The sequence below is a fragment of the Novosphingobium sp. BL-S-21 genome (assembly GCF_055521655.1).
The window spans coordinates 1,203,495-1,217,896 of the sequence record NZ_CM145496.1 but is presented as its reverse complement, the minus strand read 5'-3'; the positions used below and the strand labels follow the sequence as shown (position 1 = coordinate 1,217,896).

18 protein-coding genes and 1 tRNA gene are annotated in these 14,402 nt (G+C 64.4%); 14 read left to right on the top strand and 5 right to left on the bottom strand.

Features of this window, described 5'->3' with window-relative positions; genetic code table 11:
* The first annotated feature begins 162 nt into the window (after positions 1–162).
* The 3 genes from ffh to rimM are packed head-to-tail and all read left to right on the top strand — an operon-like array spanning position 163 to position 2,595.
* Positions 163–1,608 (top strand): signal recognition particle protein, encoded by a 1,446-nt coding sequence (ffh, locus tag ACZ1J6_RS14110; RefSeq protein WP_314464444.1) that lies wholly within the window; start codon positions 163–165, stop codon positions 1,606–1,608.
* Between the two features lie 30 nt (positions 1,609–1,638).
* Positions 1,639–2,067: a 30S ribosomal protein S16 gene (gene rpsP, locus ACZ1J6_RS14105; RefSeq protein ID WP_132263646.1), complete on the top strand. Its 429-nt coding sequence runs from the start codon at positions 1,639–1,641 to the stop codon at positions 2,065–2,067.
* Between the two features lie 18 nt (positions 2,068–2,085).
* Positions 2,086–2,595 carry a ribosome maturation factor RimM gene (gene rimM, locus ACZ1J6_RS14100; RefSeq protein ID WP_132263644.1) on the top strand — a complete coding sequence of 170 codons (510 nt, stop codon included), beginning with the start codon at positions 2,086–2,088 and terminating at the stop codon, positions 2,593–2,595.
* A 63-nt stretch (positions 2,596–2,658) separates the two neighbouring features.
* Here the strand turns inward: rimM and ACZ1J6_RS14095 are convergent, their stop codons facing one another.
* Positions 2,659–2,958, bottom strand: coding sequence for a hypothetical protein (locus ACZ1J6_RS14095; protein WP_134095391.1), 300 nt, complete (start codon positions 2,956–2,958; stop codon positions 2,659–2,661).
* Positions 2,959–3,059: 101 nt separating this feature from the next.
* Here ACZ1J6_RS14095 and ACZ1J6_RS14090 point away from each other — a divergent pair, with 101 nt between their 5' ends.
* From ACZ1J6_RS14090 to ACZ1J6_RS14075, 4 genes are all read left to right on the top strand, one after another.
* Positions 3,060–3,977: a LysR substrate-binding domain-containing protein gene (locus ACZ1J6_RS14090; protein WP_442047347.1), complete on the top strand. Its 918-nt coding sequence runs from the start codon at positions 3,060–3,062 to the stop codon at positions 3,975–3,977.
* 61 nt (positions 3,978–4,038) lie between these two features.
* Entirely contained in the window at positions 4,039–4,785 is a 747-nt protein-coding gene (gene trmD, locus ACZ1J6_RS14085) for a tRNA (guanosine(37)-N1)-methyltransferase TrmD (RefSeq protein ID WP_465128138.1), read from the top strand.
* Positions 4,782–5,150: a 50S ribosomal protein L19 gene (gene rplS, locus ACZ1J6_RS14080; RefSeq protein ID WP_132263638.1), complete on the top strand. Its 369-nt coding sequence runs from the start codon at positions 4,782–4,784 to the stop codon at positions 5,148–5,150. The genes trmD and rplS overlap by 4 nt, the downstream gene beginning before the upstream one ends.
* A 399-nt stretch (positions 5,151–5,549) precedes the next feature.
* A complete protein-coding gene (locus tag ACZ1J6_RS14075) occupies positions 5,550–5,822 on the top strand; it encodes an HU family DNA-binding protein (protein WP_132263636.1) in 273 nt (90 codons plus the stop codon).
* Positions 5,823–5,981: 159 nt separating this feature from the next.
* On the opposite strand, the gene ACZ1J6_RS14070 is transcribed toward ACZ1J6_RS14075, so the two are convergent.
* Positions 5,982–6,815: a hypothetical protein gene (locus ACZ1J6_RS14070; protein WP_465128137.1), complete on the bottom strand. Its 834-nt coding sequence runs from the start codon at positions 6,813–6,815 to the stop codon at positions 5,982–5,984.
* 28 nt (positions 6,816–6,843) lie between these two features.
* Complete coding sequence (locus tag ACZ1J6_RS14065; RefSeq protein WP_134095394.1) at positions 6,844–7,668, bottom strand: TrmH family RNA methyltransferase; 825 nt, start codon at positions 7,666–7,668, stop codon at positions 6,844–6,846.
* A 163-nt stretch (positions 7,669–7,831) separates the two neighbouring features.
* Here ACZ1J6_RS14065 and ACZ1J6_RS14060 point away from each other — a divergent pair.
* From ACZ1J6_RS14060 to ACZ1J6_RS14045, 4 genes are all read left to right on the top strand, one after another.
* Positions 7,832–7,917 (top strand) — tRNA-Tyr (locus ACZ1J6_RS14060).
* 205 nt (positions 7,918–8,122) lie between these two features.
* Positions 8,123–8,872, top strand: a complete 750-nt coding sequence (locus tag ACZ1J6_RS14055; RefSeq protein WP_132263631.1) for a phosphatidylserine decarboxylase — start codon at positions 8,123–8,125, stop codon at positions 8,870–8,872.
* Between the two features lie 83 nt (positions 8,873–8,955).
* On the top strand, positions 8,956–9,765 hold the full coding sequence (locus ACZ1J6_RS14050; RefSeq protein ID WP_132264195.1) for a CDP-alcohol phosphatidyltransferase family protein: 810 nt from the start codon (positions 8,956–8,958) through the stop codon (positions 9,763–9,765).
* A 382-nt stretch (positions 9,766–10,147) separates the two neighbouring features.
* Positions 10,148–10,618 (top strand): hypothetical protein, encoded by a 471-nt coding sequence (locus ACZ1J6_RS14045; RefSeq protein ID WP_132263629.1) that lies wholly within the window; start codon positions 10,148–10,150, stop codon positions 10,616–10,618.
* A gap of 15 nt (positions 10,619–10,633) precedes the next feature.
* Here ACZ1J6_RS14045 and ACZ1J6_RS14040 read toward each other — a convergent pair whose 3' ends face one another.
* On the bottom strand, positions 10,634–10,903 hold the full coding sequence (locus ACZ1J6_RS14040) for a hypothetical protein (protein ID WP_465128136.1): 270 nt from the start codon (positions 10,901–10,903) through the stop codon (positions 10,634–10,636).
* Positions 10,904–11,298: 395 nt separating this feature from the next.
* Here ACZ1J6_RS14040 and rpsB point away from each other — a divergent pair, with 395 nt between their 5' ends.
* Both rpsB and tsf read left to right on the top strand, forming a co-directional pair.
* Complete coding sequence (gene rpsB / locus ACZ1J6_RS14035; protein WP_132263625.1) at positions 11,299–12,054, top strand: 30S ribosomal protein S2; 756 nt, start codon at positions 11,299–11,301, stop codon at positions 12,052–12,054.
* 201 nt (positions 12,055–12,255) lie between these two features.
* Positions 12,256–13,179, top strand: a complete 924-nt coding sequence (gene tsf, locus ACZ1J6_RS14030; RefSeq protein WP_132263623.1) for a translation elongation factor Ts — start codon at positions 12,256–12,258, stop codon at positions 13,177–13,179.
* Between the two features lie 74 nt (positions 13,180–13,253).
* Here tsf and ACZ1J6_RS14025 read toward each other — a convergent pair whose 3' ends face one another.
* Complete coding sequence (locus ACZ1J6_RS14025; RefSeq protein WP_465128135.1) at positions 13,254–13,862, bottom strand: NAD(P)-dependent oxidoreductase; 609 nt, start codon at positions 13,860–13,862, stop codon at positions 13,254–13,256.
* A 55-nt stretch (positions 13,863–13,917) separates the two neighbouring features.
* Between ACZ1J6_RS14025 and ACZ1J6_RS14020 the strand changes: the two genes are divergently transcribed.
* Positions 13,918–14,349, top strand: coding sequence for a winged helix-turn-helix transcriptional regulator (locus ACZ1J6_RS14020; protein ID WP_465128134.1), 432 nt, complete (start codon positions 13,918–13,920; stop codon positions 14,347–14,349).
* The last annotated feature ends 53 nt before the right edge of the window (positions 14,350–14,402 follow it).

Below are 14,402 nucleotides of genomic sequence, written 5' to 3'. Positions count from 1 at the left end.
GACACGCTGGCTGACGAGGTTTCGTCCGCCGGCGTTTTTCGCATAACGTCCCGTCACGCCGGTCAGCGAGGTTTCGCCCACCGGCGTTTTTGGCGTTCTGGCGGTTCGACCCGTCGATGAGGAATTTTGGCATGTTCGCCGCGAGTGACGTTAGGAGCGAGAATGTTTGACTCCCTTTCGGATCGTCTTGGTGGCGTTTTCGACAAGCTGCGCGGTCGCGGCGCGCTCAAGGAGCAGGACGTTCGCGATGCCATGCGCGAAGTGCGCATCGCGCTGCTCGAAGCCGATGTCGCGCTTCCCGTCGTGCGCCGCTTCATCGACCAGGTTACCGAGAAGGCCGTGGGCCACTCGGTGCTGCGCTCGGTCACGCCCGGCCAGCAGGTCGTCAAGATCGTCAACGATGCCCTGATCGAGATGCTTGGCGGCGAAGAGACCGCTGAACTCGACCTCAATGCCGCGCCCCCGGTCGTCATCATGATGGTCGGCCTCCAGGGCTCGGGCAAGACCACCAGCACGGCCAAGATCGCCCGCCTCCTTCGTGAGAAGCAGGGCAAGAAGGTCCTGATGGCCTCGCTGGACGTCAACCGTCCGGCCGCGCAGGAACAGCTTCGCGTCCTGGGCGAGCAGGTCGGCGTCGCCACCCTGCCGATCATCCCGGGCCAGCAGCCGACCGAGATCGCCACCCGCGCGATGCAGTCGGCCAGGCTCCAGGCCGTCGACGTGCTGATGCTCGACACGGCCGGTCGCCTCCACGTCGACCAGCAGCTCATGGACGAGATGAAGGCGGTTGCCGCCATCGCGACTCCGCGTGAAACGCTGCTCGTGGTCGACTCGCTGACGGGTCAGGACGCGGTCAACGTTGCGCAGTCGTTCTCCGGCGAAGTCGATCTCACCGGCGTCGTGCTCACCCGTATGGACGGTGATGCGCGCGGCGGTGCGGCGCTGTCGATGCGCGCCGTCACCGGCAAGCCGATCAAGTTCGCAGGCACCGGCGAGAAGATGGAGGCCCTCGAGGTCTTCCACCCCAGCCGCGTCGCCAACCGCATCCTCGGCATGGGCGACATCGTCTCCATCGTCGAGAAGGCCGCCGAAGCGGTCAAGGTCGAGGACGCCGAAGCGCTGGCCAAGCGCATGGAGCAGGGCAAGTTCGACATGAACGACCTGCGCATGCAGCTGGGCCAGATGCAGAAGATGGGCGGCCTTGGCGCGCTGGCCGGCATGATGCCCGGCATGAAGAAAGCCAAGGCGGCGATGCAGGCTTCGGGCATGGATGACCGCGTGCTGCTGCGCATGGATGCGATCATCGGCTCGATGACGCAGAAGGAGCGCGTCAATCCCGCGCTGCTCAACGCCAAGCGCAAGATTCGCGTCGCCAACGGCTCGGGCACCCAGGTGCAGGACGTCAACAAGCTCCTGAAAATGCACCAGGAGATGTCCAAGGCCATGAAGCAGATCAAGAAGATGGGCGGCCTCAAGGGCCTTGCCGCGATGTTCGGAAAGGGCGGCCTCGATGCCGCCATGCCCGGGCTTGGCGGCGGCATGGGTGGGGGCGCCGGCGGCATGCCGGGCCTCGGTGGTCCCGATCTCAGCAAGTTTCTGAAAAAGTAATTCTCGAAGATTTGAAGGAAAGGTAGAGCAATGTCCGTTTCGATCCGTCTGTCGCGCGGTGGCGCGAAGAAGCGTCCTTATTACAAGATCGTCGTCTCCAACTCGCGCGCTCCGCGCGATGGCAAGTATCTTGAGCAGGTCGGCACCTACAACCCGGTCCTCCCCAAGGAAGACGAGAACCGCGTGCGCCTGGTCGAAGACCGCGTGCGTTACTGGCTCGGCGTTGGCGCCCAGCCGACCGACCGCGTTGCCCGTCTGCTCGACAAGGCCGGCATCAAGGAACGCGCCGCAACCGTGAACGCCCAGAAGGGCGAGCCCGGCCAGAAGGCCAAGGACCGCGCCGAGGAAAAGGCCGAGAAGCTGCGTGAAGCTGAAGAAGCTGCCGCTGCTGCTGCAGCCGCTCCGGCCGCTGAAGAAGCGCCTGCCGAAGCAGCTGCCGAGGAATCGACCGAAGCCTAAGCTTCAGGTTGAATCCAGATGGCTGGTCAAGACCGCCCCGTCACGCTTGCTGCCGTAACCGGCGCGCACGGCGTGACGGGCGAGGTTCGCCTCAAGCTGTTCGGTGAAGGCGTGGCGGCGCTCAAGCGCTACCGCGCCTTCACCGATTCCACGCTCACGCTCACCAAAGTGCGCGATGACGGCAAGGGCGGCGCGATCGCCCGCTTCGAAGAAGTGCTCGATCGTAACGCGGCGGAAAAGCTGCGCGGTACCGCGCTCACCGTTCCGCGCTCGCAGATGCCGGAACTGGCGGAAGGCGAGTATTACCACGCCGACCTGCTGGGCCTGCGCGCCGTTTCCGATGCGGGTGACGAACTGGGCACTTGCATAGCGGTCGAAAACTTCGGTGCCGGCGACGTGATCGAGATCGAGCGTCCGGCAGGCGAGGACGGCAAGCGGCGCCGCTTCATGGTGCCAATGAGCCCGGCCGCCGTGCCCGAATGGGATCACGAACGGGTGGTGGTCAACGCTGCCTTTGCGGAAGAATAAGGAAAGGCCGCCTCCGGGCGGCCTTTCTGCGTCAGGGGCCTTGGTTTCTCAGGCGAGGGTTCCTCAGGCGAGTGCGGGGTCGGTGCAGGGCTGTGCGGCTTGCCGCGGGGCCTGGCTACCATCGGTCGGGGCGATCAACGGCGTTACGGCCGCCAGACTGGAGCCAGCCAGCACACCGGCGAGAATGGCGATGGTCGTCAGCCGCGCCTTTCGTGCCAGCGCCGTTTCCAGCCGCGCCTTGCGCCCGATCCAGCCGGGCAGGCGCTTGGCCTTGGCGGCGAGCGTTACGAGGCCGCGATCCGCATCTTCGGAAAACCGGGCATGGCCGGCGTTCCATTGGCGCATGAAATGTTCGTCCTGCATTGTCCGGTTCCTCCTTCGGATATCCGGAATCTGCGCGTCGCAGCGCCTCTTTGCCAACAAACCCTCTGGTAGCAGCCATAAGGCTGCCTTATCGTCGGGCCATGGACCGCCTGCCGCCCCTGACCGCCGTTCGCGCATTCGAAGCCGCGGGCCGGCACGAGAATTTCTCCCGTGCCGCCGAGGAACTGGGCATGAGTCAGGCGGCCATTTCCTATCAGATCAAGCAGTTGGAAGACCGGGTCGGCAAGCCGCTGTTCGTGCGGGAGAAGGGCCGGGCGCGGCTATCGGATGTCGGGCGCAGGCTGTTGCCCGCGCTGTCCGGTGCGTTTGCCGCGATGACGGATGCTTTCGCCGCCGTTCGCAGCGAAGAAGAGGACGTGCTGGCGATCAATGCCTCGGTATCGCTTGGCGCAAGCTGGCTCAGCACGCGCATCGGCCGCTTTCAGCTCCGCCATCCCGACATTGCCGTCCGCATGTCGCTTTCGAACGAAGTGATCGATTTCGCGACTTCGAACTACGATGCCGCGATCCGGGGCGGCGCGGGACGTTGGGAGGGGCTGCGCAGCGAATTCCTGTTCCGGCAGCACTATTCGCCGATCTGTGCACCGAATTTCCTGGAGCGCCACAAGATCACGCGGCCGGAAGACTTGCTGGCGGTGGAGCGCTTCGCCCCTAACGATCCTTGGTGGGCGGCCTGGTTCGCGGCCGCCGGCGTGGGAACGCCGCCGCCGCCGTCCCGGCGCGGCTTCATGTTCGACAACCAGCTCCAGGAAGGCAGCGCGGCCCGCGAAGGCTTCGGCATAGCCCTGATGACACCACTGATCTGGCGCGAGGACCTGGCGGCGGGGCGTCTGGTCCAGCCGTTCGCGACGATGTTCCTGCCCGGCACCGGCCATTGGCTGGTCCACCCGGAGCAGCGCGTGGGTGTCCGCAAGCTGGAACGCTTTCGGGAATGGCTGCGCGACGAAGTGATGCGCGACCGGGATTTCCTGCCGCCAGAAGTATGGGAACCCTTCTGAGCGGCACAAAATCCCGCCCGGCCTCTTGTCGCCGCCGCCGAATTGGGCTTTGCGCGACAGCATGACTTTCAACGCCACCGTTCTCACCCTCTATCCGGAGATGTTTCCTGGCTCGCTCGGCGTCAGCCTGGCGGGCAGGGCGCTTGCCGAGGGCAAATGGGCCATGAACCCCGTGCATGTCCGCGATTTCGCGGCCGACAAGCATCGCACCGTGGACGACACCCCCGCAGGCGGCGGTGCGGGAATGGTGCTCAAGGTGGATGTGCTGGCGGCGGCCATCGACCATGCCCGCAGCATCAATCCGGCCGCGCCGGTCATCGCCATGACACCGCGCGGCAAGCCGATCTCGCAGGCCCGTGTGCGCGAATTGGCGGAGGGCCCCGGCGTCACCATCCTGTGCGGCCGGTTCGAAGGTTTCGACGAGCGCATTTTCGAGGGCCGCGATGTCGAGGAGATGTCGGTCGGCGATGCGGTGCTTTCCGGCGGCGAACCCGCGGCGATCCTGCTTCTCGACGCTTGCATTCGCCTGCTTCCCGGCGTAATGGGCGCGGCTTCCAGCGGGACCGAGGAATCGTTTGAGGACGGTCTTCTCGAATACCCGCAATATACCCGACCCACCGAGTGGGAAGGGCGCACGATCCCTGAAGTGCTGCGATCGGGGGATCATGCGAAGATCGCCGCCTGGCGGAAACAACAGGCGGAGGAAGATACACGGTCACGCAGGCCGGACCTTTGGGAACGTCGCAGTGACGTTCGGGGCCAGTCTGCCTCTGGTGCGCGGCGCAAAAACGAGGACTTAGGTTCATGAACCTGATTCAGCAGATCGAGGCCGAGGAAATTGCCAAGGCCGCCAAGGAAATCCCGACCTTCCGTCCGGGCGACACCGTCCGCGTCGGCGTGAAGGTTGTCGAAGGTACCCGTACCCGCGTGCAGGCTTACGAGGGCGTGTGCATCGCGCGCTCGAACCGTGGCATGGGTTCGAACTTCACCGTTCGCAAGATGAGCTTCGGCGAAGGCGTCGAGCGCGTATTCCCGCTCTACTCGCCGAACATCGACTCGATCACCGTGGTTCGCCGCGGCGTCGTGCGTCGTGCCAAGCTGTACTACCTGCGTGGTCGTACCGGCAAGCGCGCTCGCATCGCCGAGCGTCGTATCAACGACGTCCAGGGCTAAGCTCCGGCATCGTGTCCGCCTCTTGCAGGCTGGACAACTTGAAAGGCGGTTCGGTTTCGAACCGCCTTTTTTGTGTCTCCGCCTGGATGACAATTACGGTTATCGACTTGATTCCGCGAAGCGAATCAGTCCACGCCGGCAAAATGAACCCGCGCGGCCCTTCTGTTGTTCGACGCAACGCCTTTCGGAAAGAGGGCAGGCGTCGCACGGTCGATCATGCTGCGTTGCACAATTCAGGAATCGTCATCTGATTGGCGGAAAAACGCGATAAAGTGCCAGTTTTGGCTTTGTTTAGCCTTTGACACCGCGCGCAAAAACCGCTCAATTCCGTCGCGTTTAGAGGCGAGTCCGAATATCCCGACACATCCGATTCAACAGAAAGGTTAGGGGGTACCCATAATGAACAAGAACGATCTTATCAGCGCCGTAGCAGACTCGAGCGGTCTTACCCGTACCGATGCCACCAAGGCCGTCGAAAGCGTGTTCGACGCCATCTCCGGCGCGCTGAAGTCCGGCGACGAAGTTCGCCTCGTTGGCTTCGGCACTTTCTCGGTTGCCAAGCGCAAGGCCTCGACCGGCCGCAACCCGCGCACCGGCGAACCGATGGAAATCAAGGCTTCGGCTCAGCCGAAGTTCAAGGCCGGCAAGGGCCTCAAGGACGCTGTCAACTAAGCATCCTTGTAGCCTGCTACGCCTCGCGGGCTGAAAAGATTACGCCGCGCCAACTTTGGGTTGGCGCGGCGTTTTTCGTTGTAGCGGTCTGTTTCCCGGAGGATGCCGCCGGAACCCAGGCCAGGCAGGACCTGCGCCGAGGCGCCGGCCCTCTCCGTTTCAGGGCATCAGTTTGACCAGAGCCGTCGGTGCGGCGGGCGTCCGGGGGTCTATCTTCCACACGAGCGCCTTGCCATTGGCGGCCGCCTGAGGGCCTTCGTCGGTGTTGTTGGCCAGGATCGCGCCATCGGTCGTCACGGTGAAAGTGCCGTCGGCCTCGGTGGTGCCGGGCATGGCATCGCCCTCCTTTTCATTGGCCAGGCCGCTCATCATGGCGCCCATGCCCGTCGCGCCGCCCTGAGGGCCGAACGAGGGGGCATCCACGCGCACCGAGCCGTCCCGGCGCAGCGAGAGCTGGACGAACCGATTGCTCATCGCAAAGCCCTCGATGGTGGGGAATGCGAAATCATGGTCGAGCCGGCCGGTCATCGCGAAATCGACATCGAACTTGCCGTCTCCCATGTAGACGGCCTTGTTCCAACCGACCTGGCGGCGGAGTTTCTCGGCCACTTGCTCCCCGGCTTTCGGGTCGCTGGGATCCAGCCCGCCCAGCAGCATTTGCGCGGCCTGGGCATCGCTCTTCTTCTTGTCCTCGTTGGACTTCTCCCAATCGGTCTTCTGCTGGGCGAGTTCCTCCTCGGTGCAGGGGTGCTCGTTGTAGTCTTCGTCGTGGCACGCTTCCGGCGCGAAGACCTTGGGCTTGGATGCCTGGAGAGGCACCATCACGATTTCGCCGGCATAGCGGAAGGTGAACGTGCGGTTCTTGCGCAAGTCCAGCGTCGAGGTGAATTTGCCGGGTGCGAAGATGCACGCTGCCGCCAGCAGGGCGAGGGCGGTGACGCCCAGCCCTGCCAGCAAGCGGCGCCCCAGGGGGCGCCGTTCGACTTGGTTCATGATGTGTGCCCCTCTTGCGTTCGGATCGTCAGCCGCGGGTCGCCGCGGCGTAAAGCGCGATGGCAGCGGCGTTGCTGACATTCAGGCTTTCCATCGCATCGCTGATCGGCAGCTTGGCGACGGAATCGCAATGCTGGGCGATGTTGTGGCGCATGCCGTCACCTTCGGCGCCGAGCACGAGCGCGACCGGTCCGGCAGGAAGCGCTTCGCCGAGAGTCGACTGCGCGGCGCCGTCGAGGCCGATGCGCCAGTAGCCGGCTTCCGCGATTTCCTCGAGCGCGCGGGCCAGGTTGACCACGCGGACCCAGGGAAGGACTTCGAGGGCACCGGAAGCGCTCTTGGCCAGGGTACCCGATTCGGGCGGCGCGTGACGGTCCTGCGTGACGATGGCGCAGGCATTGAAGGCCGCCGCCGAACGCATGATCGCGCCGACGTTGTGCGGGTCGGTTACCTGGTCGAGCACGACGACCGGGCGCGAGGGATCGCCATCCAGCACATCGTCGATGAAGATATCATCGAGCGGTGCGCATTCGAGCACGAGGCCCTGGTGCGGAGCGTCGCGTGCGACGAGGCGGGCGAGATCGGCGGGCTGGGCCCATTCGACGGGGAAGTCGGCCGGCAATTCGCCGTCGAGCGATTCCACGCCCTCGCGAGTCGCCCAGAGTTTGCGATGGCTGCGATTCGGATTCTTGAGCGCGGCCTCCACGGCGTGGCGACCCCAGAGCCGAACCATGCCGGTGCTCGCTCTGCCGCTGCCACGGCCGTTCTTCATCCGGCCTGCGCGGCCGCGCAGCGCCTTCCCGGAGCGTCCGCCTTCGCGGTCGCCTTCTTGCCGGTCGCTACGATTGGTCATGAAAACTGTCCTTTTTGGAAAAACTATGCCGCTCCTGCCATTACCCCCATTGACAGGCAAGGCCGCGTTCTACATAGGCGCGCTCCTCGGCAGCGAGGCTCTGGTTTCGGAGCTTCAACACAACGGGTTTTTCGAAAGAAGAACCCCCGCCAGCAACTGGTGTGGACAGGTGGCCGAGTGGTTAAAGGCAGCAGACTGTAAATCTGCCCGTGCAAGCGTACGCTGGTTCGAATCCAGCCCTGTCCACCACCGGTTTCCCTAACAGGACATTCCCTTCGGGGCTCCCCTCCAGCTACAGCATCGGGCGAGATAACCGTGCCGTGCCGCGTATCGCGGCGGACAGGGTGCCATGTGGCGTATCGCGCTGGAAACTATCCCCGGCCGTCGGCGTGGATGGGAACATGCCCTTCCTCCCGGCATTGCGGGAGGGGTGGACACTGACTAGAGGATGGTGATGCCCGGAGAAATTCTCGATAATCAGGGACGCGGCGAAGCGTCCTGGAGCTGGCCTTCCATCCACCCGGAAGGCCGCAAGTTCGGCGCTATCGCCGGTGTCGTGGCCCTGATCGGCTGGATCGTGTTCGGCCCGCTGGTCGGTTGGCCGCTGGCGCTGCTCACGGTCTGCGTGCTGGCCTTCTTCCGCGATCCCGTGCGCGTGACGCCGCAGGACGACCGTTATATCGTCGCACCGGCCGATGGCCTGGTGACGCTTATCGGCAAAGTCTCTCCGCCGCGCGAACTGACGGTCGAGGACGGCAGCGGCTCGCAGCCTATGTCGACCGAACCGGTTACCCGCATTTCGATCTTCATGAGCGTCTTCGACGTCCACATCAATCGCAGCCCCATCGGCGGCACGGTGCGCCGGGTGATCTACATCCCCGGCAAGTTCCTCAATGCCGACCTCGACAAGGCCAGTGAAGAGAACGAGCGCCAGCACATCCTGGTCGAGCGCGGCGATGGACTGCGCGTCTGCTTTACGCAGATCGCCGGTCTGGTCGCGCGCCGTATCGTTCCGTTCGTGAAGCCGGGCGACATGATCGCCTCCGGCCAGCGGATCGGCCTGATCCGCTTCGGCAGCCGCGTCGACGTCTATCTCCCCGCAGGAACGGAGCCCAAGGTGCTCATGGGCCAGCGGATCGTCGCCGGTGAAACCGTGCTGGCGGAACTCGGTTCGGCGCCGGTGATCGAGGGTATCTCGCAGTGACCGGCGAGCCCGACGGAATCCAGGGCGGCGAGTTCGAGGGCGATGGCCTTCGCGTGCGCCGCCGCCTTGCCGGCGGGCTGCCGATGCGCGTTTTCGTTCCCAATGCCATCACGGCCGCCGCGCTCTGCTCCGGCCTTACCGGTATCCGTTTTGCGATCGGCGGCGATTATGAACGTGCCGTGCAGGCCATCATCCTTGCGGGCCTGCTCGACGGTATCGACGGCCGCGCGGCGCGCCTGCTCAAGGCGCAGACGCGTTTCGGCGCCGAGCTGGACAGTCTGGCCGATTCGATTTCGTTCGGTGTCGCACCGGCGCTGATCGTCTATCTCTGGACGCTTCACCAGCTGCCCAGCCTGGGATGGATTGCCGCCCTGGCTTTCGCGATCTGCTGCGTCCTGCGTCTGGCGCGCTTCAATTCCCGCCTCGACGAGATCGATCAGCCGCATAAGGACGCCGGTTTCCTGACCGGTGTTCCGGCGCCGATCGGCGCGGGGCTAGCGTTCCTGCCGATGTATTTGTGGATCGCGAGCGGGGTGCCGGAATTCGCCAATCCCATCGCGGTCAGCGTCTGGATGGTGGTGATCGCCTTCCTGATGATCTCCAGCCTGCCGACGCTCAGCTGGTCCCGCATGAGTCCGCCGCCAAGCCTTCGCGTCGGACTGATCGCGCTGGTCGGCCTGACCGTGGCGGCGCTGCTGACCGAGCCCTGGTTCACGTTGGCCGTGATTACCATTGCCTATCTGGCGCTGATTCCCATCGGCATCGTCACTTACATGAAGATCAGGCGGCGAGGTCCGTCGCCGGCAGTTCCATCCCCGGCCATTCCAGTCCCGGGCGTTCCGCCGCAGTCCACTGCGACTGGCGGCGAGGACGGGCCGAACGGTCCTTTCTGAGCGTGGCGAGCGCGGGCAGGGGCACGCGTTCGATCGCTTTCCAGACCAGAAGAGTGCTGTCCGGGCAGCCACGCAGCTGCGCCGGCAAGGACAGCGCCGCATCCGCGTGGCGCAGCCAGCTCGTGGCGATGACATGGGCCGAAACAATCGCGGCCACAGCGAAGATACAGGCAGCAAAAGCAGTCATGACCGTTCCTTTCGAACCATCATCCATGGTGTCCCTGGTCTGCCGAAGAGCAGCGCCTGTGGACACCTTGTGGAAAATCCAGAATCGTTCTATTAATGTTCCTGTGATCTCGTTGTTCTCAATTTGTTCTCCGGCTGTCAAGCAGGAATCGTCCAGGCCTTCGCTGAGCGTAAAGCGCGCGCTGCGGGGGGCGGCATGAGCGGAGAAGCCGTCGATCGTCTGGCCGAGCTTGAGGGCTTGCGCGACTGGTGCGAGAGCAATCAGTTCGATCTGGAGGAAATTGATTCGAGCGAACTCGTCCTGACCGATCGGGAGGCAGGAAGCGTCTGGTCGGTATTCGGCGTCGACGACTGGATCCAGATCAAGGGTCTGGTTCTGGATGAGGTCGAACCGGGATCGGCCTTATGCCTGACCCTCGCGCGCTTGCATGACCGGTTGCTGGGCTGCCGGTTTTCAGTCGACGCGCAGCAGGGCCTCATCATCATCGTCGATCTCATGCCCTCCTGCCGAACCGCTGCGGCAATCGGCGAGGCGGTCATGCAGATGCAGGCGATCATCGATCATACGAGCGAGCTGCTGGAGGATGTCATCGAGCGCGAGATGGAGGCCGATGACCGGACCATCGACCAGGCGTTCGGATTGGAAGGCTCGCGGCGCCTGCACTGATTCGCCGATGTCAGGTCAGGCCGCCCGATGATGGGTCAGGCGGCGCGGAATATGCGGCGCGGCCTTTGGCGCGAGCAGGCGGCGGCGGGCTGCAGAGGGGCGGCGCGGGGCACGATCTCCCGGCAATACGGCACCCCGTCTCCAGCGCACGGCGTCTCCGGCCTCAAGGTCGATCTGGCGTTTCAGGTTGCGCAGTGCGGGCAGGGCAGCGCGGTAGCTCTTCCAGATCGTCATGAGCGCCAGAGCGGCGCTGATTCCGAACAGGATGGATGAAACGACGGTCATCGATTGCGTCCTTGAATTCGCGACCCCCTCAGGCGCTGTCCTTGAAAGATCCCTTATGCTGTGCCGATCGCTGGCGCCGGATGGAACTGCGCCAGAAGCGCCGGCAGCTTGGGGATTACCCTGTGGAAAAGCAGTGGAAGCCCTGTAGTTTCCGGCCTTGGCCGCCAAGTCTCGCGCTCTGCGACGAAATGCCTTGTCGGGACGCCGGATTGGGGCTGGTGTTTTCCGGCAAACGGCGCTAAGGGCGGCCCCGCTCGGCGAAAGGTGTCGAATTCGCGTCACCCGCGACTCGGGCAATCCACATGGAAAGCGCACATACCGGTGCTAGGCGGCCAGGGATCGATATCCCCGCTTGGTTCCTGCTTTCCAGAGGTTCAACCGGAAGGAATTACATTATGGCGGCTCCCGTCGTCACCATGCAGCAGCTCATCGAAGCCGGCGCGCACTTCGGCCACCAGACCCACCGCTGGAACCCGCGCATGAAGCCGTACATCTTCGGCGCGCGCAACGGCATCCACATCATCGACCTTTCGCAGACCGTGCCCCTGATGGCCCGCGCTCTCGAGTTCGTTTCGGCCACTGTCCAGGCCGGCGGCAAGGTGCTTTTCGTTGGCACCAAGCGCCAGGCTCAGGAGCCGATCGCCCAGGCCGCCCGCGCTTGCGGTCAGCACTTCGTCAACCACCGCTGGCTGGGCGGCATGCTCACCAACTGGAAGACCATCTCGGGTTCGATCAAGCGCTTCAAGGCTCTTGAAGAGCAGCTTGCCGGCGACACCACCGGTCTGACCAAGAAGGAAGTCCTTCAGCTCACCCGCGAGCGCGACAAGCTTGAGCTGTCGCTCGGCGGTATCCGCGACATGGGCGGCATCCCGGACGTGATGTTCGTGATCGACGCCAACAAGGAAGAGCTGGCCATCAAGGAAGCCAACGTCCTTGGCATTCCGGTCGTTGCCGTGCTCGACACCAACGTGAACCCGCAGGGCATCTCGTTCCCGATCCCGGGTAACGACGACGCCAGCCGCGCCGTTCGTCTGTATTGCGAAGCCGTTGCTCAGGCCGCCACCAAGGGTGGTCGTGACGCGCTCGTGAACAGCGGTGCCGATCTCGGCGCCATGGACGTGCCGGTTGCCGAAGAGACCGTCGAGGCCTGATAGGTCCGGCGACGACTTTTTCGTCATGGAATTGTCGCGCGCCGGGTCCAATGGGCCTGGCGCGCGTTAATTTTATGGGCCGCTGTGCGACCCGGGCATTTCATGGGCCGCAACGCGACCTGGGCATTTTCGGGTCGCATCGCGATCCGAGGATTTTAAAGGCCGTGCTACACGGTCCCACCAAGCAAGAGGATTTGAGCGATGGCTTACACCGCCGCTGACGTGAAGAACCTGCGCGAGCGCACTGGCGCCGGCATGATGGACTGCAAGAAGGCCCTGGACGAAACCGGTGGCGATCTCGAAGCCGCCGTCGACGCGCTGCGCGCTCGCGGTCTGGCCGCTGCAGCCAAGAAGTCCAGCCGTACGGCTGCCGAAGGTCTGGTTGGCGTTGCCGTCACCGGCACCAAGGGCGTCGCCGTCGAAGTGAACTCGGAAACGGACTTCGTTGCAAAGAACGACCAGTTCCAGGACTTCGTCCGCAACACCACCGAAGTCGCCCTCGGCGTTGCCGGTGACGACGTGGAAGCGCTCAAGGCTGCTGCCTACCCGACCGGCGGCACCGTTGGCGACGCGCTGACCAACAACGTCGCGACCATCGGCGAGAACCAGCAGGTTCGCCGCCTGAAGACCGTCGAAGTCGCTCAGGGCCTCGTCATCCCTTACATGCACAACGCTGCCGCGCCGAACCTCGGCAAGATCGGCGTTCTCGTCGCGCTCGAATCGGAAGCTTCGGCTGACGTTCTCGAAGCCCTCGGCAAGCAGATCGCGATGCACATCGCCGCTGCCTTCCCGCTGGCCCTCAACGCCGACGACCTCGACGCCGAGCTGATCGAGCGCGAGCGCAAGATCGCCCAGGAAAAGGCCGCCGAATCGGGCAAGCCCGAAGCCGTGCAGGCCAAGATGGTCGAAGGCGCGATCGCCAAGTACGCCAAGGAAAACGCCCTGCTCTCGCAGGTCTTCGTCATGGACAACAAGACCCCGATCCAGCAGGTCGTCGACCAGGCCGGCAAGGAAGCCGGTGCCAAGATCGTGCTGAAGGACTACGTCCGCTTCCAGCTCGGCGAAGGCATCGAGAAGGAAGTCACCGACTTCGCAGCCGAAGTGGCTGCTGCTGTCGCCGGCTGATCCTTCGCGGATACCGAAATAAGAAAAGGGCCGGGGAGCTTAGGCTTCCCGGCCCTTTTTTTGCGCGGCGCAGGTCAGTAGGCGGCGGTGAACCTCGTCCGGCTGTGCCGGTGTGCTTCCAGTTCGTCGACCATGGCGATGGCGTAGTCGGCAAAGCTGATCTTGCTCTCGCCGGCTTCGTCCGTGAGGAGCAGGTCGCCCCCCGTGCGGTAGGTTCCCGTGCGCGGGCCTTCGAAGATCAGCGCGGCGGGGGAGAAGAAGGTCCAGTCCACGTCGTCGACCTGCCTGAGCGCGTCGAGGAAAGTGATGCCGCCGGTTGCAAAGGGCTTCCACTCTTCCGGGAAATCCGGCGAATCGATGAGCCGCTTGCCGGGCGCGACTTCGAGACTGGCGGCACCGCCGGTGACGAGGAGGCGGTGGACGCCCGCCTTGCGGAGCGCGGCAAGCAGGGTGGCGGCGGAGACATCGAAGTGGAGCGCGCTGATCACCGCATCGCTTCCGGCGATGAGCGGGGCGAGTGCCTCGGGGTCTGAGGCGTCGCCGGCCGTGGCGGTCACGCCTTCCACCGACGGAATCTTCGCAGGATTGCGCGCGATGGCGAGAACCTGATGTCCGCGCGCGGCGGCCTCCCTAGCGATTTCCGATCCGGCGCGGCCGCTGGCGCCGAGGACTGCAATCTTCATTTCCGGATACTCCACTGGTTTCCAATAGTGACCAAGTGTGTCATGGAGCGTGGCCATGCAAGAAGGCACTTTCAGCGCACCGGGTTACCCCGAGGGAACCGGTAATCGTCTCCCGGACGTCTACGCGGCGAACTGTCCGACCCGGCAATTGCTGGACCGGATTGCCGACAAATGGAGCGTGCTGATCCTGACCACCCTGGGTTCTCGGGAGATGCGTTTCAACGCTCTGAAACGGCGGATCGACGGGATTTCCCAGAAGATGCTGAGCCAGACCCTCCGCTCGCTGGAGCGTGACGGACTGGTCGTGCGCGCGGTCGTGCCGACGGTGCCGGTGACGGTCAGCTATGCCATCACGCCGCTGGGACGTGAATTGCTCGCCGCGCTTCAAGCCATGATCGACTGGGCCGAACGGCGCATGGCCGACGTAAGGCTGGCGCAGCTTGCTTACGACGTTCGCGAAGAGGAACTGGCGGGCCTGGCTCTGTAAGAAGGCTGGATCGCATGCGATCTGCAGTGCAGGGTTGAAATGATATAACGTTA

What these genes read in the sequence shown, in the direction of transcription:
- ACZ1J6_RS14025 (WP_465128135.1), bottom strand. Translation starts at nt 13,862, where the DNA reads ATGAAGATTGCAGTCCTCGGCGCCAGCGGCCGCGCCGGATCGGAAATC.
- ACZ1J6_RS14055 (WP_132263631.1), top strand. Translation starts at nt 8,123, where the DNA reads ATGCCCGGAGAAATTCTCGATAATCAGGGACGCGGCGAAGCGTCCTGG.
- ACZ1J6_RS14020 (WP_465128134.1), top strand. Translation starts at nt 13,918, where the DNA reads ATGCAAGAAGGCACTTTCAGCGCACCGGGTTACCCCGAGGGAACCGGT.
- ffh (WP_314464444.1), top strand. Translation starts at nt 163, where the DNA reads ATGTTTGACTCCCTTTCGGATCGTCTTGGTGGCGTTTTCGACAAGCTG.
- ACZ1J6_RS14075 (WP_132263636.1), top strand. Translation starts at nt 5,550, where the DNA reads ATGAACAAGAACGATCTTATCAGCGCCGTAGCAGACTCGAGCGGTCTT.
- rplS (WP_132263638.1), top strand. Translation starts at nt 4,782, where the DNA reads ATGAACCTGATTCAGCAGATCGAGGCCGAGGAAATTGCCAAGGCCGCC.
- tsf (WP_132263623.1), top strand. Translation starts at nt 12,256, where the DNA reads ATGGCTTACACCGCCGCTGACGTGAAGAACCTGCGCGAGCGCACTGGC.
- ACZ1J6_RS14065 (WP_134095394.1), bottom strand. Translation starts at nt 7,668, where the DNA reads ATGACCAATCGTAGCGACCGGCAAGAAGGCGACCGCGAAGGCGGACGC.
- ACZ1J6_RS14070 (WP_465128137.1), bottom strand. Translation starts at nt 6,815, where the DNA reads ATGAACCAAGTCGAACGGCGCCCCCTGGGGCGCCGCTTGCTGGCAGGG.
- ACZ1J6_RS14045 (WP_132263629.1), top strand. Translation starts at nt 10,148, where the DNA reads ATGAGCGGAGAAGCCGTCGATCGTCTGGCCGAGCTTGAGGGCTTGCGC.
- ACZ1J6_RS14050 (WP_132264195.1), top strand. Translation starts at nt 8,956, where the DNA reads ATGCGCGTTTTCGTTCCCAATGCCATCACGGCCGCCGCGCTCTGCTCC.
- rpsB (WP_132263625.1), top strand. Translation starts at nt 11,299, where the DNA reads ATGGCGGCTCCCGTCGTCACCATGCAGCAGCTCATCGAAGCCGGCGCG.
- ACZ1J6_RS14095 (WP_134095391.1), bottom strand. Translation starts at nt 2,958, where the DNA reads ATGCAGGACGAACATTTCATGCGCCAATGGAACGCCGGCCATGCCCGG.
- ACZ1J6_RS14090 (WP_442047347.1), top strand. Translation starts at nt 3,060, where the DNA reads ATGGACCGCCTGCCGCCCCTGACCGCCGTTCGCGCATTCGAAGCCGCG.
- trmD (WP_465128138.1), top strand. Translation starts at nt 4,039, where the DNA reads ATGACTTTCAACGCCACCGTTCTCACCCTCTATCCGGAGATGTTTCCT.
- rpsP (WP_132263646.1), top strand. Translation starts at nt 1,639, where the DNA reads ATGTCCGTTTCGATCCGTCTGTCGCGCGGTGGCGCGAAGAAGCGTCCT.
- rimM (WP_132263644.1), top strand. Translation starts at nt 2,086, where the DNA reads ATGGCTGGTCAAGACCGCCCCGTCACGCTTGCTGCCGTAACCGGCGCG.
- ACZ1J6_RS14040 (WP_465128136.1), bottom strand. Translation starts at nt 10,903, where the DNA reads ATGACCGTCGTTTCATCCATCCTGTTCGGAATCAGCGCCGCTCTGGCG.